Annotated in this window: 24 protein-coding genes; 20 read left to right on the forward strand and 4 right to left on the reverse strand. The window is 61.8% G+C overall.

Annotation, left to right across the window (positions count from 1 at the left end; all coding sequences use genetic code 11):
• The first annotated feature begins 258 nt into the window (after positions 1-258).
• Positions 259-1,650, forward strand: coding sequence for a sugar transferase (locus ACN9MX_RS04915; RefSeq protein WP_363734696.1), 1,392 nt, complete (start codon positions 259-261; stop codon positions 1,648-1,650).
• Positions 1,651-1,923: 273 nt separating this feature from the next.
• On the forward strand, positions 1,924-2,121 hold the full coding sequence (locus tag ACN9MX_RS04920) for a hypothetical protein (RefSeq protein ID WP_363734695.1): 198 nt from the start codon (positions 1,924-1,926) through the stop codon (positions 2,119-2,121).
• 15 nt (positions 2,122-2,136) lie between these two features.
• On the opposite strand, the gene ACN9MX_RS04925 is transcribed toward ACN9MX_RS04920, so the two are convergent.
• Complete coding sequence (locus ACN9MX_RS04925) at positions 2,137-2,430, reverse strand: hypothetical protein (protein WP_363825872.1); 294 nt, start codon at positions 2,428-2,430, stop codon at positions 2,137-2,139.
• Between ACN9MX_RS04925 and ACN9MX_RS04930 the strand changes: the two genes are divergently transcribed.
• Genes ACN9MX_RS04930 through ACN9MX_RS04995 form a run of 14 tightly spaced genes read left to right on the forward strand, consistent with a single transcriptional unit; the run spans position 2,423 to position 17,573 of the window.
• The gene (locus tag ACN9MX_RS04930; RefSeq protein ID WP_414714616.1) at positions 2,423-3,598 is read left to right on the forward strand and encodes a hypothetical protein; all 1,176 of its coding nucleotides are present in this window, start codon (positions 2,423-2,425) and stop codon (positions 3,596-3,598) included. The two genes, ACN9MX_RS04925 and ACN9MX_RS04930, sit on opposite strands and share 8 nt — an antisense overlap.
• 27 nt (positions 3,599-3,625) lie before the next feature.
• Positions 3,626-4,426, forward strand: a complete 801-nt coding sequence (locus ACN9MX_RS04935) for a polysaccharide biosynthesis/export family protein (RefSeq protein ID WP_363734690.1) — start codon at positions 3,626-3,628, stop codon at positions 4,424-4,426.
• Positions 4,423-5,850, forward strand: a complete 1,428-nt coding sequence (locus ACN9MX_RS04940) for an ATP-binding protein (RefSeq protein WP_363825876.1) — start codon at positions 4,423-4,425, stop codon at positions 5,848-5,850. Before ACN9MX_RS04935 ends, ACN9MX_RS04940 begins: the two co-directional genes overlap by 4 nt.
• Positions 5,851-5,852: 2 nt before the next feature.
• The gene (locus ACN9MX_RS04945) at positions 5,853-7,205 is read left to right on the forward strand and encodes a GNVR domain-containing protein (protein ID WP_363734686.1); all 1,353 of its coding nucleotides are present in this window, start codon (positions 5,853-5,855) and stop codon (positions 7,203-7,205) included.
• Positions 7,202-8,119 (forward strand): capsular biosynthesis protein, encoded by a 918-nt coding sequence (locus tag ACN9MX_RS04950; protein WP_363734684.1) that lies wholly within the window; start codon positions 7,202-7,204, stop codon positions 8,117-8,119. The genes ACN9MX_RS04945 and ACN9MX_RS04950 overlap by 4 nt, the downstream gene beginning before the upstream one ends.
• On the forward strand, positions 8,116-8,940 hold the full coding sequence (locus ACN9MX_RS04955; protein ID WP_363825878.1) for a WecB/TagA/CpsF family glycosyltransferase: 825 nt from the start codon (positions 8,116-8,118) through the stop codon (positions 8,938-8,940). Before ACN9MX_RS04950 ends, ACN9MX_RS04955 begins: the two co-directional genes overlap by 4 nt.
• Entirely contained in the window at positions 8,933-10,222 is a 1,290-nt protein-coding gene (locus ACN9MX_RS04960; protein WP_363734681.1) for a polysaccharide biosynthesis protein, read from the forward strand. Before ACN9MX_RS04955 ends, ACN9MX_RS04960 begins: the two co-directional genes overlap by 8 nt.
• A 2-nt stretch (positions 10,223-10,224) precedes the next feature.
• The gene (locus ACN9MX_RS04965; RefSeq protein ID WP_363734680.1) at positions 10,225-11,589 is read left to right on the forward strand and encodes an O-antigen ligase family protein; all 1,365 of its coding nucleotides are present in this window, start codon (positions 10,225-10,227) and stop codon (positions 11,587-11,589) included.
• Positions 11,582-12,511, forward strand: coding sequence for a glycosyltransferase family 2 protein (locus tag ACN9MX_RS04970; protein ID WP_363825880.1), 930 nt, complete (start codon positions 11,582-11,584; stop codon positions 12,509-12,511). Before ACN9MX_RS04965 ends, ACN9MX_RS04970 begins: the two co-directional genes overlap by 8 nt.
• On the forward strand, positions 12,508-13,464 hold the full coding sequence (locus ACN9MX_RS04975) for a glycosyltransferase family 2 protein (protein WP_363825883.1): 957 nt from the start codon (positions 12,508-12,510) through the stop codon (positions 13,462-13,464). The genes ACN9MX_RS04970 and ACN9MX_RS04975 overlap by 4 nt, the downstream gene beginning before the upstream one ends.
• Positions 13,464-14,432 carry a glycosyltransferase family 2 protein gene (locus ACN9MX_RS04980; protein WP_363734677.1) on the forward strand — a complete coding sequence of 323 codons (969 nt, stop codon included), beginning with the start codon at positions 13,464-13,466 and terminating at the stop codon, positions 14,430-14,432. The genes ACN9MX_RS04975 and ACN9MX_RS04980 overlap by 1 nt, the downstream gene beginning before the upstream one ends.
• Positions 14,429-15,556, forward strand: coding sequence for an endo-1,4-beta-xylanase (locus ACN9MX_RS04985; RefSeq protein ID WP_133652120.1), 1,128 nt, complete (start codon positions 14,429-14,431; stop codon positions 15,554-15,556). Before ACN9MX_RS04980 ends, ACN9MX_RS04985 begins: the two co-directional genes overlap by 4 nt.
• Entirely contained in the window at positions 15,553-16,638 is a 1,086-nt protein-coding gene (locus ACN9MX_RS04990) for an acyltransferase family protein (protein WP_363825886.1), read from the forward strand. The genes ACN9MX_RS04985 and ACN9MX_RS04990 overlap by 4 nt, the downstream gene beginning before the upstream one ends.
• Entirely contained in the window at positions 16,638-17,573 is a 936-nt protein-coding gene (locus tag ACN9MX_RS04995) for a glycosyltransferase family 2 protein (RefSeq protein ID WP_426387278.1), read from the forward strand. Before ACN9MX_RS04990 ends, ACN9MX_RS04995 begins: the two co-directional genes overlap by 1 nt.
• Here the strand turns inward: ACN9MX_RS04995 and ACN9MX_RS05000 are convergent.
• On the reverse strand, positions 17,558-18,904 hold the full coding sequence (locus ACN9MX_RS05000; RefSeq protein ID WP_426387279.1) for a glycoside hydrolase family 16 protein: 1,347 nt from the start codon (positions 18,902-18,904) through the stop codon (positions 17,558-17,560). The two genes, ACN9MX_RS04995 and ACN9MX_RS05000, sit on opposite strands and share 16 nt — an antisense overlap.
• A gap of 309 nt (positions 18,905-19,213) precedes the next feature.
• Positions 19,214-20,557, reverse strand: a complete 1,344-nt coding sequence (locus ACN9MX_RS05005) for a UDP-glucose dehydrogenase family protein (RefSeq protein WP_363734672.1) — start codon at positions 20,555-20,557, stop codon at positions 19,214-19,216.
• 341 nt (positions 20,558-20,898) lie between these two features.
• Here ACN9MX_RS05005 and ACN9MX_RS05010 point away from each other — a divergent pair, with 341 nt between their 5' ends.
• Positions 20,899-21,324 carry a beta-ketoacyl synthase N-terminal-like domain-containing protein gene (locus tag ACN9MX_RS05010; protein ID WP_426387280.1) on the forward strand — a complete coding sequence of 142 codons (426 nt, stop codon included), beginning with the start codon at positions 20,899-20,901 and terminating at the stop codon, positions 21,322-21,324.
• Here the strand turns inward: ACN9MX_RS05010 and ACN9MX_RS05015 are convergent.
• A complete protein-coding gene (locus ACN9MX_RS05015; protein WP_363735371.1) occupies positions 21,321-22,082 on the reverse strand; it encodes a competence/damage-inducible protein A in 762 nt (253 codons plus the stop codon). The two genes, ACN9MX_RS05010 and ACN9MX_RS05015, sit on opposite strands and share 4 nt — an antisense overlap.
• Before the next feature lie 79 nt (positions 22,083-22,161).
• On the opposite strand from ACN9MX_RS05015, the gene map reads away from it, so the two are divergent.
• The 3 genes from map (at position 22,162) to glnA (ending at position 25,079) form a co-directional block, all read left to right on the forward strand.
• Positions 22,162-22,992, forward strand: a complete 831-nt coding sequence (map, locus tag ACN9MX_RS05020) for a type I methionyl aminopeptidase (RefSeq protein WP_363755240.1) — start codon at positions 22,162-22,164, stop codon at positions 22,990-22,992.
• Positions 22,993-23,232: 240 nt separating this feature from the next.
• Positions 23,233-23,571, forward strand: a complete 339-nt coding sequence (locus ACN9MX_RS05025) for a P-II family nitrogen regulator (RefSeq protein ID WP_007685085.1) — start codon at positions 23,233-23,235, stop codon at positions 23,569-23,571.
• A 95-nt stretch (positions 23,572-23,666) separates the two neighbouring features.
• Entirely contained in the window at positions 23,667-25,079 is a 1,413-nt protein-coding gene (gene glnA / locus ACN9MX_RS05030) for a type I glutamate--ammonia ligase (RefSeq protein ID WP_363734670.1), read from the forward strand.
• Positions 25,080-25,104: the final 25 nt, after the last annotated feature.

Here is a 25,104-nt window from a genome sequence, read left to right on the forward strand (position 1 = left end):
ATGCGCTGCGCGCCTCCGGCTGCAAGCCATGGCATCGCCCTGCATTTCGGGTCGTCGCAAATCTGGGGCAGAGCATCCTTCAGGACCAACGGATCATCGGAAAAGCGGGTCCGCGCACCTAAAGCCCGATTGTCAGCCCAAAACATTTATGCCCTGCTGCTGCGCAACATAAATCAAAACACTGCGGATGTCTGATGGTTAACACGCTGCCGCACGGCGGTGCACGGTTTGACGTCAGGACATAAAAAAGGGTTGCAGATGTCGAAAATTGATCTGGCGATCAAAGGTATCCCCAGTCGCCAGCCCGCCACGGCCGCAGGTCAGCGGAATGCGCGGCTCTGGCTTTGTTTGTTGCTGCTGGTTGCCGACATGGCTGCGCTTGCAACGGGCTTCGCCCTTGGCCTGCGCGCGGCAGGGCTGCAATGGCTGGCCAACGGGCAGTGGCAACCGCTGGCGGGCGGCATGATCGTTTATGCCGTCCTGGCTTTTCACAACCAGGCATATAACCCCCATTGCCTGATGCGCATGACCCAATCATGCCGCAGCGCAACAATGGCCTTGGCTGGCACTTTGCTGATCTTCCTGCTCGTCGTGTTCTCGCTCAAGGCGACCGGCCATCTGTCGCGGCTTGGCGTTTCGGCAGGGATATTGTGCAGCGGAAGCCTGCTGGTGCTGCAACGGTTCATGATCGTGCAAATGGTCCGCCGCAATTTTGCGGACGGACTGTTCGCCCAACTTCTGATCATCGACGACGGCACCATTCCGGACGACGTCAGCGGCATGGTGATCGTCGATGCATCAGCCGTCGGACTGAAGGCCGATCTGGACGATCCATATATGCTGCACCGCCTGGGCACCCTGCTCCGCGATTATGATCGCGCGGTGATATCCTGCCCCGCCGACCGCAAGGCGGATTGGGCGCAGATGCTGAAGGGCGGCAACATATTGGGCGAGATCATCGTGCCGGAACTGGACCCGATGGCTCCGCTTGCCGTTCAATCCTATGGCGGCAGCCCGACGCTCGTGGTGTCGCGCGGTCCGCTGAACCTTGCCAACCGCGCGAAGAAGCGTCTGCTGGACATCGCATTGACGGTCCCGGTGCTCATCCTGATCGCGCCGCTGATGGCGGTGGTCGCGATCCTTATCAAACTGGATTCGCCTGGCCCCATTTTCTTCAAGCAGGAACGGATCGGGCGCGGCAACATGCTGTTCCACATACTCAAGTTCCGGAGCATGAAGGTGGAGCAGTGCGACGGCGCTGGCGCAACCTCCACGCAGCGGGATGATAATCGCATCACGCGTGTAGGGGCATTCATCCGCAAGACCAGCATCGATGAACTGCCGCAGCTCATCAACGTCCTGCTGGGCGAGATGAGCCTGGTGGGGCCACGCCCCCACGCCTTGGGATCAACGGCAGAGGAGCAACTGTTCTGGCAGGTAGACCGGCAATATTGGCACCGCCATGCGCTGAAGCCGGGAATTACCGGGCTGGCGCAGATCCGCGGCTTTCGCGGCGCTACTGAAACGCGCCGCGACATATTGAACAGGGTCGAGGCCGACCTGGAATATCTGCACGGCTGGAGCCTGATGCGCGATATTGCGATCCTGTTCGGTACGCTCAACGTGCTGGTTCACAAAAACGCCTATTAGTATGTGATACAGTTCAGCACCCTGACATCGATGGCGAATCGAGGAAGCGCCAACACGCAGATCGGCGGAAAAGGTTCCTCTGAAAAATCGAGATTTGCGACAAACTGCTCATAAAATCGGTTCGTCGCAAATTATCTTATCCCAGATCAGGATTTCGAACCTGATTCGCCTCCATATGCGACGAACTGATGGCCAAGCCGCCATCGTCCGAACTATTTGTTAACCGCAAAATCGGATATTAACGTCATCACCAATGGGCGGCGGAATATCGACGTGGCGGAAGAATTTGCAGCAGTTGCAGCGGCACCCTCTTTGATCGAAACGGCGGAGGTACGCCGCGAGATTCCGGTGCATGCCGGCAGCACGACTTTCGTCGATCGCGCCGAGAGCGGCGTGCAACTGCTATCGCGCTGGGCCGGCATACTGACCTTTGTCGGTGCTTTATCGGCAATTGCCTGGCTGATCTTCTGACCGGATTCATCCGGCTCAAGCTTTCTCCCAGATTAACAGCAGCAGGGCGCGCCGGGACTGGTCCCGACGCGCCTTCTTTGCGATGAACCGAGCCGTTGTTTTGACGCGACAAGCTGTTTTTCCGGCAGTGGTTTTACGCAAAAATACTTCTAGCATGCCCTGATTGCTGCAATGCAATAAGGGTCGATTGGTTTTGGACAAATATAATAATCCGCGATTGCGGGGCCGGAATTCTGCGCCCAGCGATCGACAGAATTCATGGTCGCGCACCTGTTTTGCGGCAGCCATAAGTGGTGCCGCAATGCTCACGGCCTCGCCTGCAGTTTCGCGTGCACAGGAAAATGACAACACAACCGAGCCAAAGCGCATTGAAAATGCAGCGGAGGAAAAAAGAATAAGTGATTACGGCCTACACCTTACGGCTGGCCTGGATCTACTTTATGACGACAATATCTATCGCGTGAACGATAACATCGAAAAGCCCACCGCCGATCTGATCGTCACGCCCTCTCTGGAGGCGGCCTATGGCATGCCGATCGGACGACACGACATCCTCCTGCGCGGCAAGATCGGATATGACCGTTTCATTTCCGAAGAGCAGCGGAGCAAGCTGCGTCTGGATACGGAGGCAAAGGCCAATATCCGCTTCGGCGCTACCTGCCTGATCACCCCAAGGGCCGCCTATCGCCAGCAGCGCGCCGATTATGGCGACATCAATGCGGTGACGGAAAATCTTCAGAAATTCTCCACGATCGGTGCGGATTTCACGTGCGAGCGGCCAGGACTTTTCCCGGTGGCAAGCTATGAGCATGACACGACCCGCAACGCCGCAGAGTTCGACTATGCCGACCAGACCAGCGATACGTTCCGGGGCGGTGTCGGCTATGCCATGCCCAGTTTTGGTACGCTGACCGCCTATTATGAGCGAGTGAACAGCAAGCGCAACGCGCTGGGCATCGAAAATCGCATCAACAGCTATGGCTTGAGATTCCAGCGCGCGGTGACGCCGATCACGCAGATCGACGCGGATGTCCGCTGGCTCGACGTCAGCAGCGATAGCGCGGCCGTGGGCAGCTATGACGGTCTGGGGTGGAAAGTCAGCCTCTCTACACAGGCCATTCCCCGCCTGAAGCTGACGGCGACGACGGAGCGTGCGATCATAAACGACAGCCTGATCGCCGCCGGCTTCACCATTGATAGCAGTTATCGCATCCAGGGCGAATTTTCGATCTCCGAATTGACGTCGGGCGGTCTGTATGCGGAATGGGACCGCAGAAAGTTCCGGCAGGATGCTGCACTTCGTCCCTATTCAATCACGGCCGATCGTAATCGTCGTTTTGGCGGCCTGTTGAGGAGGAAACTTTCCGATCGCTTCGATCTTACGCTGGATGCCCAGCATTATACTCGCAGAACAGACACCAGTGTCTCGAACTATAGCGGCACGCAAATAACATTGAGCGCTGCTCTGCATTTCTAGAACACCAATATATTGGGAGCATGAGCTGTGAAAGCCGATACTCTCGTTAAATCCATACTAATCCCGCTGATCATTGCGGGTCCGATGACGGCGATTGCCCAGACCGCTGCCGAAAACACGGCGGCGTCTGCGGTTGGCTCGGGCTATCAACTCGGTCCGAACGACGAACTGAAGATTTCCGTCTTCGGCCAGCCGGATCTGTCGACGACCACCCGGATCAAGGAGGATGGCACCGTCCTTCTCGCGCTCATCGGCCCGGTGCCGGCAAGGGGCAAGACTACCTCGCAACTGGCGCAGGATATTGCGGCCGGCTATGCCAGCGGCGGCTATCTGACCAAGCCGTCCGTCAGCGTCGATGTCAGCACTTATGTGAGCCGGTTCGTCACGGTGCTCGGCAATGTGCCGCAGGCGGGCAATTACCCGCTTGACCGGGATTACACGGTAGCATCGATGCTCGCCAAGGCGGGAGGATCGACCAAGGACGGCGCCAATGCCGTGATCCTGACGCCCGCCGACGGCAGCGGGCCAGTGCGCATTTCGCTGGCCGACATGGGCGCAGGCGCGATGCGGCCGCTGAAGGCCGGCGACACGCTCTTCGTGCCGCCTGCGGAAAAAATCTATGTCTATGGCCAGGTCCAGCAGCCCGGAGCCTTTTCCTACGTGCCGGGGCAAAGTTTCCGGCAGGCATTGGCGCTCGCCGGCGGACCGACACTGGCAGGTTCCACGAAAAGGATAAAAGTCCGGCGGGAGGGGAAGGAAATACAGGCCAAGCTGGATGATCCAGTGAAGCCTGAGGACGTCCTCATCATCCGGGAGAAGCTGTTTTGACGACCCTCGATCAAGGCTTCGCACAAACACGGCCTGGCCAGAAATCCGGCATTTTCGATCGTTTCCTGTCGCTCGCCCGAAGTGGGGAAAGGCGCAACGAACGCACCATCCCCGACGACGTGCCGCTGCACCTGGACGTACCGGCATTGCCAGGCTTCCGACATGACGCGCTGGAAGCGCAATTGGAGGAACCGACCCACAGGCCTCTTTCCATGAGCGCGATGGCTGCGCCCATCAAGCCCATCAGTCTGCGCCGCGACAGCATCTATGCCGCGTTCAACACCGCCATGCCCGTGACGGACCGCCATGGGCTGGCGGGGCGCAACAGCGAACTGGAAAAGCTGGTCGAGGCGATCGTCGTGCAACGCAAGCATGCCGTGATCTTCGGCACGCGCGGTTCGGGCAAGACCTCGCTCGCCCGCGTGTTCGGCGATCTGGCGGATGAAGCCGGATGCGTCGCGCTTTACGCCTCAGCCAATGGAGAAGCGGATTTCGACTCTCTCTTCCGTCCCTTCCTGACCGAATTGCCGATGAGCGGCGCGGGACAGGAACGGGCACGCAGGATGATGGGCGAGCCGCTGGACGTGTCGCGCCTTTCCGCCCTGCTGGTGGAGGAAGTGCGTGAACGTTCCATCCTTATCATCGACGAATATGACCGGGTGCAGTCCGAAACGGCCAAGCAGGATGTCGCGACGCTGCTGAAGCTGCTGACCGACATCCATTCTCCCGTCCAGGTCGTGCTGGTCGGCATCGCCAGCGACATAGAGGGGCTGATCGCTGCCCATCCCTCGCTCCGCCGCCACCTGGTGCCGCAGCGGGTTGCGCCAATCCCCAAGCCGGAGCTGGAACGGCTGCTGCTGTCCTGCGCAGGCAATGCCCGGCTTTCCATCGACGAGGATGCACTCGACGCTCTGGCGAGCGCCGCGATGGGGTCACCCTATCATGCACGGCTCTTCGGAATGTCCGCGGCCCTGGTGACGGAGGCAGCGGGGCGCGAGCGGATGCTGCTTTCCGACGTCGAACAGGGGCTGGTTTCCGCCCTGGAAGATTGGGAGGAAATGAGCAGACAGACCCACGCGCTATTCCGGCGCATCCTGTGGGAAGCCGGTTCGGCCCGCCGGATGATCGCTCTTGCGGCGGTGGTCGCATCGCAAATGTCCGCCATCAGCTATGAGCGGCTCGTGAAGCTCGGCCATGAGGTGCTGGGCGGCGGGCCGGTCAATGAAAGCCAGGCCCGCGATGCCATGATCCGGCTCCAACCCGCCCTGGTGGCGACGCCCAATGGCGAGCTTTGGATGTTCGAAGACACGCTGGCGCCGCAATTCCTGCTGCTGATGGCGAAACAGCCGGTGCAAAGCGCACCGCCCGTGCAATCGCCCGCGGAGGAAATGCGTGCACTGCTCAAGGGAGTGGATGGGCTATGACCATGAACCCGATGGACTTGCTGGCGGCGCTTCAGGCGCGCTGGCGCACGGCGGCGATGATCGGGGGCATATTGTTCCTGCTCGTCGCGATCGCCGCCTTTCTGCAACCGCGCCAATATATGGGAACAGCGTCGCTGTTGCTGGACCTTTCGCAAACCGATCCGACCGACACCAATACGGTGCAGGGTCCAAAGCCGGATACGGATGCCATCCTGGGTACGCAGACGGACATCATCCGCAGCGGCAAGGTGATGAATGCCGTGGCGCGCGAAGCGGGCTTCGTCGATGCGATGCCGACTGACATGCCCGCAGATGCACGGGTGCAGGCGGCGGCCGACCTGGTCGCGAAGAAAATGACCATCACCACCGGCCGGCAGAGCAACGTGCTCCAGATCCAGTATCTGGACGCCGATCCGCAGGTCGCCGCCAAGGTCGCGAACCTGATCGCCAAGATATACATGCGCGAACAGGTGGAACTGCGCGCCTCTCCCGCACGCGGATCGGCCCGATGGTTCGACGAGCAGACGGAAGAAGTGCGCCGTCGCTATGAAATCGCGCAAAAGAAGCTGTCCGATTTCCAGCGGGCGCACGACATCATCGGCATCAACCGCATGGACCTTGAGGCCGAGAAGCTCAAGAACATGTCCTACCAGCTTACCCAGGCGCAGGCGGAAGCGGCCGCAGCCCGGTCCAAGGCTGGCGCGGGCAGCGTATCGGACATCGAAGGATCGCTGATCGTCCAGAATTTGCAGGAGCAGGTCGCGGAGCAATCCGCCAAGGTGTCCGAGCTGCAAAAAACGCTGGGGCCCAACCACCCGACCATGGCGGCGGCGGCGGCACAATTGTCCGAGCTTCAGTCAAAGCTGGCCGCAGCCCGCGCCAGCCAGGCTGGCGCGGTCAACGCCAACAGCGTGGCAGCCAGCCGACGGGAGGGCGATCTCAAGTCCAACATGGCTGGCCAGGAGGACCGCATGATCCGCATGTCGGACGTGCAGGACCAGCTCATGGTGCTCCAGCGGGACGTCGACGCGGCCCGGCAGACTTATGATACGGTGCGCCAGCGCTTCAATGAAGCGGTGCTCAAGAGCCAGATCTCGCAGCCCAATGCCAGTCCGCTGGACGAGGCGACAGTGCCGCTGCTGCCTGCCAAGCCTAATGTCATCCTGTGGCTGATCGGCGGGATCGCGCTTGGCCTCATCGGCGGCGTGGCTGCCGTGATCATGATGGAAATCATTCATCCCCGCGTTCGCTCTGCCGGCGGCGTGACCCGCGCGACCGAGGTCGAAGTCATCACCGAATTGGTGCCAGTCACTGCGCGCCAGGCCAAATTCTTCAAGCAACAGGAGGCCGCATGAGACTGCGTTCCACGGCGGGCGCCCCGCATCAACTGGCGTCGGGCGGTCCGGCAGGCAGCGGTTCCACGCTCCGTCCCCGTGCCCGGGACAGCCATAATTTCGCCCGGCTGGCGGTAGAGCATGGGTTCCTCGCAGAGACCGAGGTACATCAGGTTGAGGCCCATGCCCGGTCGCAGGGCTTGGCGTTGCATGACGCGGCGGTGGACCTGGGGCTGCTTAATCCGGACGACGCCGGCATGCTCGCGGCCTTGCAGGGCGGCTTCGCCCTGCTGTCGGAGAACGACCAGCGGGTCGATCCGCTGGTCGTCGCGGCCTTCGATCCCGCCGATCCCTATGCCGCCAAGGTACGGACGGTCCGCGCAAAGATCCGCGCCGTCGCCAAGGAAGGTGATCCCGCCGCGCTCCGGCTGGCCGTGCTGGCCATAGATGCCGGCGACGAAGCGGCCATCATGGCGGCGAACCTTGCCGTCGTGCTGGCCCAGATGGACGGGCAGACGATGTTGATCGACGTCGACATGGGTCGGCCTTCGCTCGACCGGCTGTTCCGCATCGCCAACAAGGCCGGATTGGCCGAACAGCTGATGGGCAGCGCCGCATTGCTGCCGGCGGCCAAAACAGCGGTAGAGGGCCTCTGGCTGATGACTGCGGGCCGCGCGTCGGGCAGCGCGGCGAGCCTGGTGACGCGCGGCCCCCTGGCGGAAACGGCCAATGGCTGGGGCCTGCGCGATACGTCGATGCTGTTCTACCTTGCCGAGCGCAAGGGCGATCAGACCCCCTATGGCAGCATCTTGGCGGGATTTGACGCTGTCGTCATCGTTGCGCGGCGGGGCGATACCGCCATCGCCGACATGCGCCGGGTCATCGACGATCTTGACCGTCATAGCGTGCCGATCGCCGGAACGGTGATCGCATGAGTGCCGACCAGGCGCTGGCGCATCGCCAGTCCCTTCCCTCCCCCGGCATTGGTCCCGGCATAGGAGCTGGGGCTCCCGTCGCCCATGTCGGCGGATTGCCCGTGTCCACCCTGTCGCTGGATGCGCTGATCGCCAAGATGCTGGTGGAAGCGCCCTTGCGCAAAGGTCTGGAGCAATCGCCCCTTCTGGTGTTCGACGCCAATGGTCAGGGCCTGTCGATGAACGCCACCGATCCCGATTTTCGGGCGAACTTGGCGCAGGCGGACCTGATCCACGCTGACGGACAGATCGTCGTTGCGGCTTCCCGCTGGTTCGGCGGGCCGCCTATCGCGGATCGTTCGAGCACGACGGACATGTTCATCGACAGCCTGAAACCGGCGGCGGAGGCCCAGGTCAGCTATTACCTCCTGGGCGGCGAAGAGACGGTGAACGCAGCCTGCGCGAAGGAAATCCTCAGGCTGGCGCCGAGCCTTCGCCTCGCCGGGCGACGCAATGGCTTCTGGAAACCCGAAGAGGAAGATGCGGTAATCGACGCGATCAACGCGGTTGCGCCCGACGTCCTTTGGGTCGGCACCGGCAAGCCGCGCGAGCAGGCATTTTGCGTGCGCAATCGCGAGCGGATCAAGGCGGGCTGGATCATCACTTGCGGGGGCCTGTTCAACTACATCACCGGCGACTATCCGCGCGCGCCGATCTGGATGCAGAAGGCCGGTTTCGAATGGCTGCACCGCATGGCAACGCGGCCAAGGGAACTGGCCTGGCGCTATATCACGACGAATCCGCACGCTCTCTGGTTGATCTGGAAACATCGCCATGGCTGAAGCCCGGGCGGCTGAAAATATTGCGACAGGGCGCGTCCAGCGCCTGGGCAGCCTGTTCGGCCGCTTCGGTCTGGCCAGCCTGTCGTCCGCGATCGTCTCGGTCAGTCACCTGCTGATCCAGCTCTTTTCCATCCATCATCTGGAGACGGCGGCCATCGGCACGCTGGCCTTCCTGCTGGTGATCATCCAGTTCGGCTATGGCTTGTCCAATGCACTGGTGTCGACGCCCTACACCATCGTGGTGAACCAGGGAGACGATGTCGATGCGCGGAGCTTCGACTTCTTCTTCCCGGTCAACCTGATGCTGGCGGCCAGCCAGGGGCTGATCTGCGCAGCGATCGCATGGGCGACAGCCTCCCCGTCGGCAGCCCTGCTGTTCGGCCTTGCCGGCATGCTTTCGCTGATCCGCTGGTTCGGGCGTTCCAATGCCTATGCGCATCACACGCCCGCACGGGCCGCGCGATCGGATCTCGCTTATGCGGGGACGATCCTCGCCGGACTGCTGATTGCGATGCGAACCGGCGCGGACATGTCGGCCATTGGCGGCATGCTGGTGGCGGCCAGCCTCATCGGCCTTCTCCCCTTCGGCCTTGCCTATCTGCGGCGACATTTCGCCATGGCGCCCGGCCACGCTCTGGGCGCCTATCGCCCGGTATGGAAGGAGCAGTCGGCCTGGACGCTGGTCGGGGTGCTCTCGACGGAGGCGACCTCCAATTCGCACAGCTATATCGTGACGCTGCTTGCCGGGCCGACGGCCTTTGCGCCGATCGCCGTGGGCATGCTGTTCTTCCGGCCGGTCAACGTCTGCATCACCGCCCTCACCCAATTGGAGCGTCCCCGCCTGACCCGCGCCGTGGCGCGCGGCGATCACGGCGCGGCGATCAGGTCGGAACGGGTCTTCATGGCGGCATTGGTCCTGCTGTGGCTGGCGACCTGCGCGGTGGCGGCCATCGCCCTCTATGCCTTTCCCGGCCTGATCCTGAAACCGACGCTGGATCACCGGCTCGTGATGATCGCCGTGGGCCTGTGCGCGCTCCTGTCCCTCGTTCAATGCGTGCAGACGCCGATGAGCGTGATGACCCAGGCACGCAAGGCGTTCCGCCCGCTCGCCGCGCAAAGCATGCGCAGTTGCGGTGTCGGGCTGATCGCCGTGACGCTGATCGTGCTGGGCACCGCACCGGTCTTCTCGATCGGCGGCGTCGTACTGTCGCAGCTTGTGATGATGCTCGGCATCTGGCGGCTCGATCGAAAATGGCGGCGTGATCAGCAGGGAGCTGGTTGATCATGGCAACAAGCTGGCATCGCAGCGGCATAGCCGCCCCGCCCGTGCAGACCGGCGGGGGTCAGAGTATACGCATGATCTGGATCACCCAGATCTTCTATTTCGTCTTCCTCATGATGGTCTTCATCGGGCAACAGCCCTTCGCCTCCCGCACCCAGGACGAACTCGTGGCGATGGCGCAGGAGAATGACGGGTCGGACCTGTTCAAGCAGTTGTTGTTCATCGGCTTCGCCTTGCTGCTGACTGGCGTGCAGATCATCCGCAAGCATCCTCTTCAATATAGGTTCACCTTCTGGCCGCTGGCGATCATGCTGGCCTGGTTCTTCATTTCCTGCACCTGGGGCGTGGACCCGTTCGTATCCTTCAAGCGGGCGATGCAGCAGCTCATCGTGATATATATCACCTTCTGCGCGCTGTCCCTGATCGGGCCGGAGCGGCTTTTCGACGCTCTCCGGGCCGCGCTGATCGTTTCGCTTCTCATCTGCTGGATATCTCTGCCGCTGACACCCGCAGCCGTCCATCCTCCGACCGAAAGTGACAAGGCGCTGATCGGTGCATGGCGCGGTTTCTTCTTCCACAAGAATATCGCCGGCGCCGTCATGGCTCTGACCTTCATAGTCTGCGGCAATGCATGGATCGACCGGCGCAAATGGTATTATGCACTGTTCGCGGTCATGGCCTTCGTTTTCGTGATCGGGACCAAGAGCAAGACCTCGCTGGCGCTGTGCGTCGGCATGCTGGCTATCAGCAATATCTATCGGGCGCTGAGCGACAATACGCAAAAGCGCGCGATATTGCTGTTGATGCTGGGCTTCGGCATGGTGGGGTTTCTTGGCCTCTACATCGCCTATCAGCCGACTATCGAACGGCTGTTCGCGGACCCCACCAGCTTTACCGGCCGGGTTTCGATCTGGCGGGTGGTCTTCGATTATCTGGCCGACCACCCCTATCTGGGCGCTGGTTTCGGCGGCTTCTGGCAGGTCGGCACCAACAGCCCGGCGCATGATTATTTGAATCAGCAATTCCAGATGCTGACCGCCCATTCGCATGATGGCTATCTGGAAATCTGGGTGACCACCGGACCGTTGGGCCTCGCCATGCTGCTGGTCAGCTTTCTTGCTTTGCCGGTCTACTGGTTCCTCACCGGCTCGACCAAGGAGAATCAGGCGCTGATGGTGCCAGCCTTCGCCATCTGGGTTTTCGTCATGTACCAGAATCTTCTGGAAACCAGCTTTTTCGACAAGGATCGCCAAGTCTGGGTGATCTTCCTTGCGGCCATCGCGGCCGCGCACGCCACCTTCAAGGCCAAACCGCGTCCGCAATGGACGCGGCGGTATCATCTCCCGCAGGAGCGCGTTCATGGCTGACATCATCCTGTGCATCGCCACCTGCAACCGACCCCAGGGATTGCAGCGAACCCTGGAATCCCTGGCTGCCCAACAAACCCGGCACAAGCTGGAAGTGCTTGTGGCGGATAATGACGCCATTCGACAGGAAGGGATGGCCATGGTCGAGAAGCTTGCCTCCAAGGGCTATCGCTGGCCGATCAAGGCCCTGCTGGTTACCGAACGCGGCATTCCACTCGTGCGCAACGCGCTCGTCGCCGCAGCGCTGGCCCGGCCAGGCGCGACCCATATCGCCATGCTGGACGATGATGAGGCCGCCTCCCCTGGCTGGATCGACGCCATGGCGGAAACCGCGCAGCGCTGGGAGGCGGACGTAGTGGGCGGCGCGGTGCTGCGCGAGATGGACAGCGCCATCGCGCCCTGGGCCGCCCACCATCCCCTGCTTGCACCCAAACAGCGCGGGCAGTCCGGGCCGGTCGCATTGGTGGACAGCACCGCCAATGTGCTGATCGCCGTCACGGCCCTGCGCGCCATGGGGGAGCGTCCCTTTGACGAGCGCATGGCGCTCACCGGGGGATCGGACAAGCAGCTGTTTACCCGCATGCAGCGCGCCGGCGTCCGTTTCGCCTGGTCGGAGGAGGCGGTCGTCACCGAACTCATCCCCGCCAGCCGCGTCACCGCCAAATGGCTGCTGATGCGCGGCTATCGGGTCGGCATGACCGACATGATGGTGGAGCGGTTCCACAAGGGGCGGCTGCGCACGCTGCTGAACGAAGCGCCACGCATTGTTGCAGGTTTCATTGTCGGGTCGCTGGGCGCCATTGCCACGCTTGACCGGGGCAAGCGGGTCGAACGGCTTGGCAAGCTCTATCGCGCGGCGGGCAAGATCGCTGGGCTCGCCGGAATCCATTATGAAGAATATCGAAAGGTGCATGGCGCATGACCAAGGCCGCGCTGGGCAAGCAACCCTTTTTCTCCGTCGTGATCCCGCTCTACAATCGTGCGGAGATCGTCGGTGACACCATCCGGTCGGTGCTGACGCAGGATTGGCAGGATTTCGAGATCGTCGTGATCGACGACGGTTCAAGAGACAATCCCCGTCCCGTGATCGATGCCATAGGCGATCCCCGCGTCCGCTATATCCGGCAGGACAATGCGGGTGGCGGCGCGGCCCGCAACGCGGGGATCATGGCATCGGACGGACGCTATATCGCGTTTCTGGATTCCGACGACCTGTTCCTTCCCGGCAAGCTTTCCATCATGGCGAAGGCATTGGCGGGAGATGACGGGCGAACGGTGCTCTATTCCCGGATGAAGGTGGACCGGGGGGTCGACCGCTACTGGATCAGGCCCGATCGCGGCATTCGGGAAGGCGAGGATGTCGGGGAATATCTGTTCTGCGCCAACCAGTTCATGCAGACCAGCACCATGGTCGTGCCAACCGGCATGGCGCAGCAGGTCCTGTTCGACCCTGCGCTGAAAAAGGGTCAGGATCTTGATTTCTGCGTTCGCCTCCAGGGCGCCGGCGCGCGCTTCCGGATGATCGACCAGCCGCTGACCATCTGGCTCGACGCCACGGAGGCGGGGCGGACATCCTATGTGAAGGGCTATGAAACCTCGCTCGACTGGCTCGATCGCTGCGGCCACATGCTCACCACCCGCGCGCGACGCGGCTATCGCGCAACGGTGCTCGCCTATCATATGGCGCCAGTCAGGCCGGTGGTGGCAATCAAGGATCTGGCCGTCGGCATGGTGGCCGGCGGCGTCCCTCCCCGCGTGATCGCCCGGCAGGTGCTGCGATCCTATCTGCCCAAGCCCTTTTATCGTTCGCTGGTCAACGGCTTCGTCCTGCGCTTTGGCAAGGCTGAGACCGTCGCAAGTGGAGCCAGTTCGTGATGACCGCCTGGCAACCTCCATCCAGGCTGAAGGCGGCCATCGCTGCACCGCTGTTTTCCGTGGTGATCCCCACTTATCAGCGGCGCGATTCCGCTGTCGCCGCCGTCATGTCCGCTTTGGAACAGACCATCGCGATCATCGAGGTAATCGTGGTGGTGGACGGTTCCACCGACGGGACAGAGGTTGCCCTGGGCGCGATCAACGATCCGCGCCTCAAGGTCATCGTGCAGGAAAATCGCGGCGCGGCGGCGGCACGCAACAAGGGCATCGACCATGCCCGTGGGCGCTACATCGCGTTTCTGGATTGCGACGATCGTTTCCTGCCCCACCATCTGGCCGACCTCCTGCCGTTGCTGCAGGAAAGCGGGGATGTCGTCGCCTATGGTCAGGTGCTCGCCGATCGCGGCCAGGGACGCAATTTCCTGAAGCCGCCGCGCGCCATCGCCCATGACGAGACCATGGATCGCTATCTGATGTGCGATCGCGGCTTCATCCAGACCAGCAGCATGGCGCTCAGCCGAACGCTCGCGGAGAAGGTCCGCTATCGCGAAGATGTGAAATTCGGCGACGATACAGATTTTGCCTTGCGCCTGTCGCTGGCTGGGGCGCGTTTTCTGATGACGGAACGACCCGGCACCATATGGGCGGATCGCCATGCCGACGACCGGCTTTCCCACGTCCGCGGCAGTATCGGCAGCCTGACCTGGCTGAGGGACCTTCGCCCTCATATCAGCCCTCGCGCCTTCTCCGCCTATATGGGCTGGCATGCAGCGAAGAGCATCTGGCCGACCAGCAGGCGGCAGGCGATGCGCTATTATCTGGGTGCTGTATGCCGCGGCGCATTCGGGCCTCGGCTGGCCGCGACGGTGCTGTTGCAGATCGTGATGCCGGACCCGGTCTATCGCCGCATTTCCGATCGTTGGATCGACCTTTCCCACATATTGGCCGGCAAGGGACAAAGGTTATGAGAAGGCGTGAATTCCTGGCTGGCGCAGCAATGCTCTCCGCCTGTTCTCCGATTCCACCGAGCGCCGCGCAAGTCGGCGGCACGGCCGGGCTTGCCGCCCATGCCCGCAGGTCTGGCCGCTATTTCGGCGCCGCGATCAAGTCACGCCAGTTGCGGGAAGACCCGGACTTCACCGCCGCCGTCGCCCGCGAATGCGACATGGTGGTGGAGGAATATGAACTGAAGCGCGGCACGACCGAGCCCAAGCCCGGCCAATATGATTTCAGCGGCGCTGACCAGATCATCGCATTCGCCCAGCAGCATGGCATGCTGGCCAGGGGCCACGCACTGGTATGGTACGCGGCGCAGCCGCCTTGGCTGGAGCCTGCTCTGCAAGCCGCCGACCAGGCCGAGCGACAGACCCTGATGACCAGCTATATCGACACGGCCATGCGCCGCTACGCTGGCAAGATCGACGAATGGGACGTCGTCAATGAAGCCATTGAGCCCAATGATGGCCGCGCTGATGGCATCCGCGCAAAAAGCATGTGGATGCAGGCATTGGGCGAAGAGTATATCGACATTGCCTTCCACCGCGCGCGGGAGATCGATCCCCGGCCCCTGCGGTTCCTGACGGATTTCGGACTGGAGCAGGACTCTCCACGCTGCGAGAGGCGCCGAACCGCCATGCTGAAGCTGCTCGACCGACTGATGGCGCGCAAAGTGCCCGTGGATGCAATCGGCATTCAGGGGCATCTCAAGCCATATAAGGAAGGCTTCAGCCAGACGGTATTCGCGCGCTTTCTGGATCAGCTTCGCGGCTATGGACTGGTCCTCTCCATCACGGAATTCGACGTGGCGGACAAGGGCGGCCCGCCCAATCCCGACAAGCGGGACAAGGAAGTCGCCTCGTTCGCCAAAGCTTTTCTGGATGTGGCATTGGACAATCCAGCGATGCGCTCGGTGCTCTGCTGGGGGTTGTCGGACCGCTATAGCTGGCTGTCGAATTTCAAGGACTATAAATGGCCCGACGGCCAATTGTCGCGCGGCTTGCCCCTCGATTCAGGGATGCATCGCAAGCCGATGTGGGATGCCATTGCCGCCGCTTTCGACGCGGCCCCCGTCCTGAGGAGCGCGGGAGCATGAGGATTTCCTCGCTGACCGGCCTTCGCGGCGTGGCGGCCGTATCCGTTTTGCTTTACCATATTCCGCACAATCCGGCGTTCGAGGCCTTTCGCCTGCCGCTATTCTCGCGCGCCTATCTGGCGGTCGATCTCTTCTTCATCCTCAGCGGCTTCGTCATTTCCTTCGGCTATCACGACCGGGTGGTGAATCATCCTGGATGGTCGAGCTATATCGACTTCCTCGTCAATCGCATGGCGCGGGTCTGGCCGCTGCACCTGATCGTGACGCTGGTGTTCATGGCGCGGATCGTCCTGAACATCTCCGGCAACCAGGCGATCGCGCTCGACGCACCGAACATTCTTTCCAACCTGCTGATGGTGCAGAGCTGGGGTTGGGGAACAGAACCGATCGCGGGCAACAGTTGGTCCGTCAGCACAGAGGTCGCGGCATACCTCATCTATCCGCTGATCGCGATCATCGCCTTTTCGCGGGCGGCGTGGATCCAGGCATTGCTGTGCGTCGGGATATTGGGCCTGGTGGCACTGTCCGGCAGAGGTTCCAGCGGTCCGCTGGACGTCAATGACAGCGACACGGTGCTGACGCTCCTGCGCTGTCTGGCCGGTTTCTCGCTGGGCGTGCTGAGTTATCGCTGTGCGGAGAAGGGCTGGTGCAGGCGGTTGATCGACCGAACCGGCGCCTTCGCCATGATCTGCGGCCTGATCGCGCTGGCGCTGCTGCTGCCGGGGAAAGTCGATCTGCTGGTGGTATGCCTGATGCCGACCCTGGTGCTGAGCTGCTATTATAACGGCACGGCGGCGCGGGCGGTGATGGCCAATCCGGTGAGCTTCCATCTGGGCCTCATCAGCTATTCCATCTACCTCTGGCATCCGCTGGTGCGTGACGTTTTCGCCCGCGGCATGGGGATCGCACACAGGCATGGCATCACTGAATTCGACGGGCTGATCATCATCGCCATGCTGGTGGCGACCTGGCTGCTCTGCTGGGCGAGCTATGCGCTTGTGGAGGTGCGCGGGCATCAACTCATCAAATGGCTCCAGCGTGGCGGGCGCAGCCGCAAGCCCACGGTCGAGGCAGCCGCCTGATGGCGTCGATCTGGATCGCCATTCCCACCTTCCGTCGACCGGACCAACTCCGCCACCTGCTGGAGACCCTGCCGGGCGTGGTCGATCGCCACGACGTGATGGTGCTGGTGGCCGATAATGATCCGGTTCGGCAGGAAGGGTCCGCCGTCGTCCGCGCCCTGCTGGCCGATGGATATGGCCTGCCCATGACGCTCCTGACGGTCGCGCAGCCGGGGCTTTGCGCGGTCCGCAACGCCATCGCCGACGCCGCCCTGGAGGATCCGGCGATGCGCTTCCTGGCGATGATCGACGATGACGAGTGGCCCCAGCCGGGCTGGCTTGATGCACTCCTCATCTGTCAGGCGCAGGTGGGCGCCGACGTGGTCGCCGGACCGGTGGATAGCTGCTTCGTTGGGACAGCGCCGCGCTGGGCCAGGGAAACACTGGTTTTCCGTGCCGAGCAACGCCCATGGGGCGCGACCGGCATGCTGTGGGCAAGCAACAACCTGCTGGTAACCCGCCGGGCTTTCGAGATGATCGCACGCCCCTTCTTCGATGCGCGCTTCAACCGCAGCGGCGGAGAGGATCTGGATTTCCTGACGCGACTGCATGAGGCTGGAGCGCGCTTCGGCTGGTCGCCCGACGCCCGGGTCAGCGAATGGGTGCCGGTTGAGCGGGCACGGCTATCCTGGGTGCTGAAACGGATGTGGCGCATCGGCTGCACGGAAACGCTGGCTCGGCAAAAGGCCCTGCCCGGCTGGACCGGCACCGCCAGATTGCTGGTCCGATCCATCGCGATATTGGGATTGCGAACCGCTGGTCTGGCCACCCTGCTGCTGCCCGGCGCGCGTCGGGTGGACATCGCCGGGCAGTGGGTCAAGAGCTGGGGGCGCCTCTATGCCCTCGCGGGCCGCGGGCGCTCCCGTCGCGGGGCGGGCCATTATGGCGCGCTGTAGATCCTGAAGCTCTTGATGACCATGTCGCCCGATCCGTCATCATAGGCGCCGCTGGTCTTCACCGCGACATCCATGATCGGATAAAAGCGGAAACCCTGGAAGGGATTGACCGACTGATAGGTTTCGACGCCATCCACGAACCAGGTGATGTAGTCGCGCTGGATGTCCACGGCGAAACGATGGAAGCCCTGCGAATAGCCGCTGAGGCCATAGGCCTGCTGCGTCTGGATCGTGATGCCCCGCTGGTCATATCGGGTACTGTTGGTGCCGACATGAAGGGTGTGGGCTACATGGCGATCGAAATCCCAGTAGCTCTGATAGCCGAACCCCTCGTAAATATCGATCTCGGGCGGCCAGCCGCTGGTGGATACGAGCCAGAATGCCGGCCATGATCCGCGCCGGTTGGGCATCTTCGCTTCCCATTCATATTGGCCGTAGCCGATCTGAGTCGCCAGGAAGTTGCGGCCATCGAGCACCGACGATCCATAATACCAGTTCTGCCCGCCATAGCTGATCGGCGTCTTCAGCTTCTGCGTGTGGAGGACGAGGCCATAGGCGCTCCAATAGACTGGCCCCTCGATACCAGGGAAAATACTGGAATCGAGATAGAGACCGGTTTCCCCGTTGGCGACCTGGGTCCGGCCATTGGCAAGGGAGGTCGCCCAGCGATCCCAACCGCCATCGGGCGATCGTTTGTGCGTGCCCTTGAGCAATTCGAACTGAAGCGTGCCGGTCGCCGCGAAGGTGCGCGGTGCCCGGAAGGTTCCCGCCGCCTTGGCCGTTACCGTCGCCGTGCTGCTGGCCGTGACCGTCGCGGTCGATTGCCCCTGAAGCCCGCCCCAGGGCGCCTCCCGCAATTTTACCTGGAACTGCTGGCCTTCCGTGGCGCCGATGATGGGAACCGCGACCGTCTGCACCAATGGATCGCCCGGACGGAAGATCACCACAGTGTCGACCGTCTGGTAATTATAGCCCGACAGTGCGCGATAGGTACCCGATCCGTTGACGGTGGTGATCCGCGCAATCACCGTATTGGGTGTTGGCCGGTCGAGCGACACTGGAACATAGGCTACGCTGCTGCCCGGACGAAAACTGGCATCGCCCAGGGAAAGCGTCGCCTTTTCCGGCATCCTCGTCCCATTGGCGAAATCAAAGGTGGAAAAATCCGAAACAGTGTTCGTCGTCGTGGAACCACTGTTCGTCGTCGACGTTGTGGTCGTCGAACTCGTGGCTGCAAGAAGCTGCGAGCTGGTGGTTGTGGTCGACGTCATGGTTAATGTCGACGTTGTTGTCATGATCGTAGCGGCTCCCGCTGCGAAAATACAAAGCATTCCGGCTCCGATAACGGAGCCAGTCATTTTGACAGGCATGGTTTGCGACCCCCAAAGTTACCCCTATAGGGTCTCCCAAGAAGGTTAACAAAAACCTCGGGTCAACGACGACTCGTCGTATCCTTTGGAAATTTGCGACGAGTTGTTGAACAACATGCCTGAAGATCGCCCAAATCGGCGATATTTTCAGAATCGATATGATATCTTTTTTCGCGGAGACTTCGCGAAAACGAATAACGCCCCCGACGCAAAGCCGGGAGCGCTTCTTCTCCATGCTTCCCTACAGGGGAATGGAATGTGCGCCGCAGCCTATTCTGCTGCCTGCACCAGTTCCTCTATTTCGGGAGTGGCACCGCGACCAACGCTGACATAGACAAAGCCGGCCGCCTCCGCATCGGCGGGACGATAGATATTCCGCAGGTCGACCAGACCGTCGCCGCTCATGACACCCTTGAGACGCGGCAGATCCAGCGCCCGCAGCGCATCCCACTCGGTAACGATCACGACAGCGGCCGCCCCTTGCGCGGCGACATAGGGATTATCGCAGAAGTCGACATCCGTTATCATCATGCGGGCTGCATCCATCCCCTCAGGATCATAGGCCCGCACCTGCGCGCCGCCGTCCTGCAGGGCCTGGATGATCGCGATCGACGGCGCGTCGCGCATGTCATCCGTATTGGGCTTGAACGTCAGTCCCAGCACAGCGATCGTCTTGCCGCGCACCGATCCGTTGCAAACGGCTACGACCTTGCGCGCCATGGCCCGCTTGCGACTTTCGTTGATTGCCACGGTCGTCTCGATCAACCGGATCGGCGCGCCGGCATCCTCCGCCGTCTTGACCAACGCCAGCGTATCCTTCGGGAAGCAGGAGCCGCCATAGCCGGGGCCTGCATGAAGGAATTTCGAACCAATCCGGTTATCCAGACCGATGCCGCGTGCCACCTGCTGAACGTCCGCGCCGACATTTTCGCATAGTTCGGCGATTTCGTTGATATAGGTGATCTTCATCGCCAGGAAGGCGTTGGCGGCATATTTGATGAGCTCGCTTGTCCGGCGGCCGGTGAACTGGATCGGCGCCTGATTGAGATAGAGGGGGCGATAGACCTCCTCCATAACCGGACGAGCACGTTCGTCCTCTATGCCGACGACAATGCGGTCAGGGCGCTTGAAATCCTGGATCGCCGCGCCTTCGCGCAGGAATTCGGGATTGGAGGCGACGGCGAACTGCGCATCGGGATTGGTTTCGCGGACGATGCGGTCAACCTCATCGCCCGTACCAACCGGAACCGTGGACTTGGTAACGATTACGGTAAAGCCGCTCAGATTGGACGCGATTTCCTGCGCAGCGGCGTAAACATAGCTGAGGTCGGCATGACCATCACCCCGCCGGGCGGGCGTGCCCACGGCGATGAACACCACGTCGGCCTGGCTGACCGATCCGGCAAGATCAGTCGTGAAAGTCAGGCGACCCGCCTTCACATTGCGCGCGATCAGATCGGCAAGGCCTGGCTCATAAATCGGCACGCCACCACCCTGCAATAACTCGATCTTGCGCACATCCTTGTCCACACAGATGACATCATGGCCGAAGTCCGCGAGACAGGCGCCGGATACCAGGCCGACATAGCCCGAGCCGGTCATAACGATCCGCATCACTATTCTCCTTCTTCAAACGGCTTTCGAACAACCGCCAACCGATCATGAAAGGACGCACGAGGCCATTACGGGAAACCCCGACGTGGCGATCTTCATCCCTCATCATAGGCTGAGCGTCAGGCGACCTAGCCTGTTGCCCAATGGCCGGATCCAGCCGGCAATTGACGCAGCGCAGCATAACGCTGCGCAGCATGGATGCAACGCGACTTGCCGCTCTTCGCACACATATGGACGCGGATCTGGAAGCGGATCGTTCAGGAATTCGGGCTGAGCCGAGGCGCAAGCGAAACATGAAAACGCGCCGCTCAAAATATCATACATCTGAAACTGCCCGGGATATGGCGGACCGCAACGTGCAAATGGACGGTTCCCTCAAGTCGATGACGGCGGGCGATCTGGGTGCCATCATCAAGGCGCTGGTGGAACGAACGAAGATCGACCCTGAACGAATCGACGATGTCGCGTTCGGCCAGGGCTATGGCAATGGCGAGGCGCCCTGCATCAGCCGCTGGTCAGCTCTGGCGGCGGGACTGCCGGAATCCATCCCCGGCGTTCAGCTCGACCGCCGCTGCGGTTCCGGCCTCCAGGCGGTGATCGACGCTGCCATGCGTATCCGGACCGGCGCGGCCGACATGGTGATCGCAGGCGGCGTCGAAAGCATGTCCAATGTGGAATATTATTCGATCGATCACCGCTGGGGCGGGCGCCTGACCCGCCCAGACCAGGAATGCTCCCCTTCGGAAAGCAACCGAAGGGACGCTTAAATACCCCCGGCGACTACAGGCCAGCCGCCGCGTTCCAGCCCGGCAACCAGATCCGCCACGCACTGGCCCAGATCCTCCGCATTGACAGATCGGATCACGAAATTCGCGCCTGTCCGTCCTTCGCGGAAAAAGGGATAGCTGCCGATCTGGCACCCTTCATGCGCCCGCTCTGTAGCGCCGAGGAGGTCTGCGATCTCGCTTTCCGCCACCCAGCAGCCTATGGTGGTGGACAGCACAGGCAAACCACCTTCCAGCGTTCCCGTCAGGCTGTCCAGCATCCCCGCCGTGATATGCGGAACGCCGGCCATGATGAAGATGTTGCCATGCCGGATGCCCGGAGCGCCGGACATGCGGTTTTCGATCAGGCTCGATCCGGCCGGCGCGCGGGCCATGCGCAGACGCGCCTCGGTCAGGCCGCCGCGCGTTTCATAGTAGTTTGAGAGCATTGCTCGCGCCTCGGGATGGATTTCCACAGGCACCCCGAGTGCCGCAGCGATGGCATCCACGGTGATATCGTCGTGGGTCGGCCCGATGCCGCCGGTCGTGAACAGATAATCGTTCCGCGCCCGAAGCGTGTTCACAGCCTCGACGATCGCGTCGCTCTCGTCCGCGACGACGCGGACTTCGCGCAGGCGAATGCCCTGCACATTGAGCCATGTCGCAATCTGCGACACATTCTTGTCCTGCGTCCTTCCCGAGAGAATCTCGTCGCCGATCACGATCAGTGCGGCGGTCCATATGCGGGTTGGGTCGGCCATGGGCAGGCCATAGCCTCTGCCGTGCGCCATGCCTAGCCGCCCCCTCGCATTATGCGGCTTCACCGCCTATAATCACCCCATGACCGAATATATGACGATGACGGCGGACGCGCCGATTTCCCGCTCGACCGCGATCAAGCTCTACGACGCGGCCGGTTTCGATGGCATGCGCAAGGCGGGGCGATTGGCGGCGGAAATATTGGACGCGCTGGCCCCCCATGTCGTGCCGGGCGTCACCACCGGCGAACTGGACGATATTGTTCGCCGCATGACACTGGACGGCGGCGGCGTGCCCGCGACCCTGGGCTATCGCGGATATACCCACAGTTGCTGCATCTCGCTCAACAATGTCATCTGTCACGGCATTCCGGGCGAGCAGAAGCTCAAGGAAGGCGATATCCTGAACATAGACGTGACACCGCTGGTCGACGGCTGGCACGGCGACAGCAGCCGCATGTACATTTGCGGTGAAGCCCCCATCAAGGCGCGGCGGTTGGTCGAAGTTACCTATGAATGCCTGATGCTGGGGATCGAACAGGCGCGACCCGGCAACACTCTGGGCGACATCGGTCATGCCATCCAGCGCCACGCGGAAAAGCACCGCTATGGCGTCGTGCGCGATTTCTGCGGCCATGGTCTGGGCCGCGTGTTTCATGACAGTCCGGAGGTGGTCCATGTCGGCCGCCCGGGCACCGGGCCGGAGCTCAAGCCTGGCATGTTCTTCACCATCGAACCGATGATCAACATCGGCAAGCCGGGCGTGAAGATGCTGGAGGACGGGTGGACGGCCGTGACACGCGATCGCACGCTTTCCGCGCAGTTCGAGCATAGCATCGGCATTACCGAAACCGGCTGCGAGATCTTTACCAAGAGCCCTGCGGGTCTCGACGCGCCGCCCTATCGGCTCTGACTCCAGGATATGCCTAAAAAATGGGCATGACGTCATGATATTGCCCGTATTTCGGGCAATATGGACAAAAGTTGCTGCATCGCGGAAAGCAGTTTCCGGCGATTCGCTAATTGGCACGGTAGTTGATTAGGAAGAGAGGCGGCGCGTGCCTTAGGGGGGCATGAAGACCGTCGCTCGATCAGGACGAAGGGCGGGATGAAACCCGTCATCTGGCGCGCGTTTGAGTTGGGATACCTAGAGATGAAGAAGATCGAAGCGATCATCAAACCGTTCAAGCTCGACGAAGTGAAGGAAGCTCTTCACGAAGTGGGCGTTTCGGGCATCACCGTTACCGAAGCCAAAGGGTTTGGCCGTCAGAAAGGCCATACGGAACTGTATCGCGGCGCTGAATATGTGGTCGATTTCCTGCCCAAGGTGAAGTTGGAGGTCGTCGTCGACGATTCGCTGGCCGAACGGGTGGTGGAAGCGATCTCGGCTGCCGCACAGACCGGGCGCATCGGCGATGGCAAGATCTTCATTTCCAACATCGAAGGCGCGGTCCGCATCCGCACCGGTGAGCGCGACAGCGACGCCATCTGATTTTACCGACTTCTCGCCGGCTTACAGGGGCCTGGCGGCTGACCACATCAACCTACCCCTTCGGGGGGGTATCATGAAAGAAGGGCAAGGTTCACATGGCTAACACGCCTAAAGACATCCTGAAAATGATCGAGGAAAAGGAGATCGAATGGGTCGATGTCCGCTTCACCGATCCCAAGGGCAAGTGGCAGCACCTGACCATGGTGTCTTCGGTGCTGGGCGAGGATGAACTGACCCAGGGCCTGATGTTCGACGGTTCGTCGATCGAAGGCTGGAAGGCAATCAACGAGTCGGACATGATCCTGAAGCCCGACCTGGACGCCGTCTATGTCGATCCGTTCAGCGCCACGCCGATGCTGATCCTGTTCTGCGACATCGTCGAACCCGACACCGGCGAACTGTACAGCCGCGACCCGCGTTCGACCGCGAAGCGCGCGGAAGCCTTCGTCAAGTCGGCCGGCTTCGGCGACACCGTCTATGTCGGTCCGGAAGCCGAATTCTTCATGTTCGACGACGTCCGCTTCAACTCGGACTATAGCGAATCCTTCTTCAAGATCGACGATATCGAACTGCCGACCAACACTGGCAAGGAATATGAGGGCGGCAACCTCGCCCACCGTCCGCGCGCCAAGGGCGGCTATTTCCCCGTCGCGCCGGTCGATCCCTGCACCGACATTCGCGCCGAAATGGTTTCGACCATGCTCGAAATGGGCCTGCCCTGCGACAAGCACCACCACGAGGTGGCCGCTGCCCAGCACGAACTCGGCCTGACCTTCGGTACGCTGGTCCAGACCGCCGACCGCATGCAGATCTACAAATATGTCGTGCAGATGGTCGCCCAGGCCTATGGCAAGACCGCGACCTTTATGCCGAAGCCGATCGCCCAGGACAACGGATCGGGCATGCACACCCACATGTCGATCTGGGAAGGCGGCAAGCCCCTCTTCGCAGGCGAAGGCTATGCGGGCCTGTCAGACACCTGCCTCTATTTCATTGGCGGCGTCATCAAGCACGCCAAGGCGCTGAATGCCTTCACCAACCCGACCACCAACAGCTACAAGCGTCTGGTGCCGGGCTTCGAAGCGCCGGTTCTGCTGGCCTATTCGGCTCGTAACCGTTCGGCCTCCTGCCGCATTCCCTACGGCGCGGGCGCCAAGGCGAAGCGCGTGGAATTCCGCTTCCCCGACGCGATGGCCAACCCCTATCTGTGCTATTCGGCGCTGCTGATGGCTGGCCTCGACGGCATCGAGAACAAGATCCATCCGGGCGCCGCGATGGACAAGAACCTGTACGATCTGCCGCCGGAAGAACTGAGCCAGGTGCCGACCGTTTGCGGTTCGCTGCGTGAAGCGCTGAACTCGCTGGCTGCCGACCACGACTTCCTGCTGAAGGGCGACGTGTTCACCAAGGACCAGATCGAGGCCTATCTCGAACTCAAGTGGCCCGAAGTGTACCGCTGGGAAATGGCTCCCTCGCCGGTCGAATTCGACATGTATTACAGCGCCTGATCAGTTCAGGCCTGAGCAATTCAGG

This window comes from Sphingobium sp. R-21 (assembly GCF_049913335.1).
Lineage (GTDB): Bacteria > Pseudomonadota > Alphaproteobacteria > Sphingomonadales > Sphingomonadaceae > Sphingobium.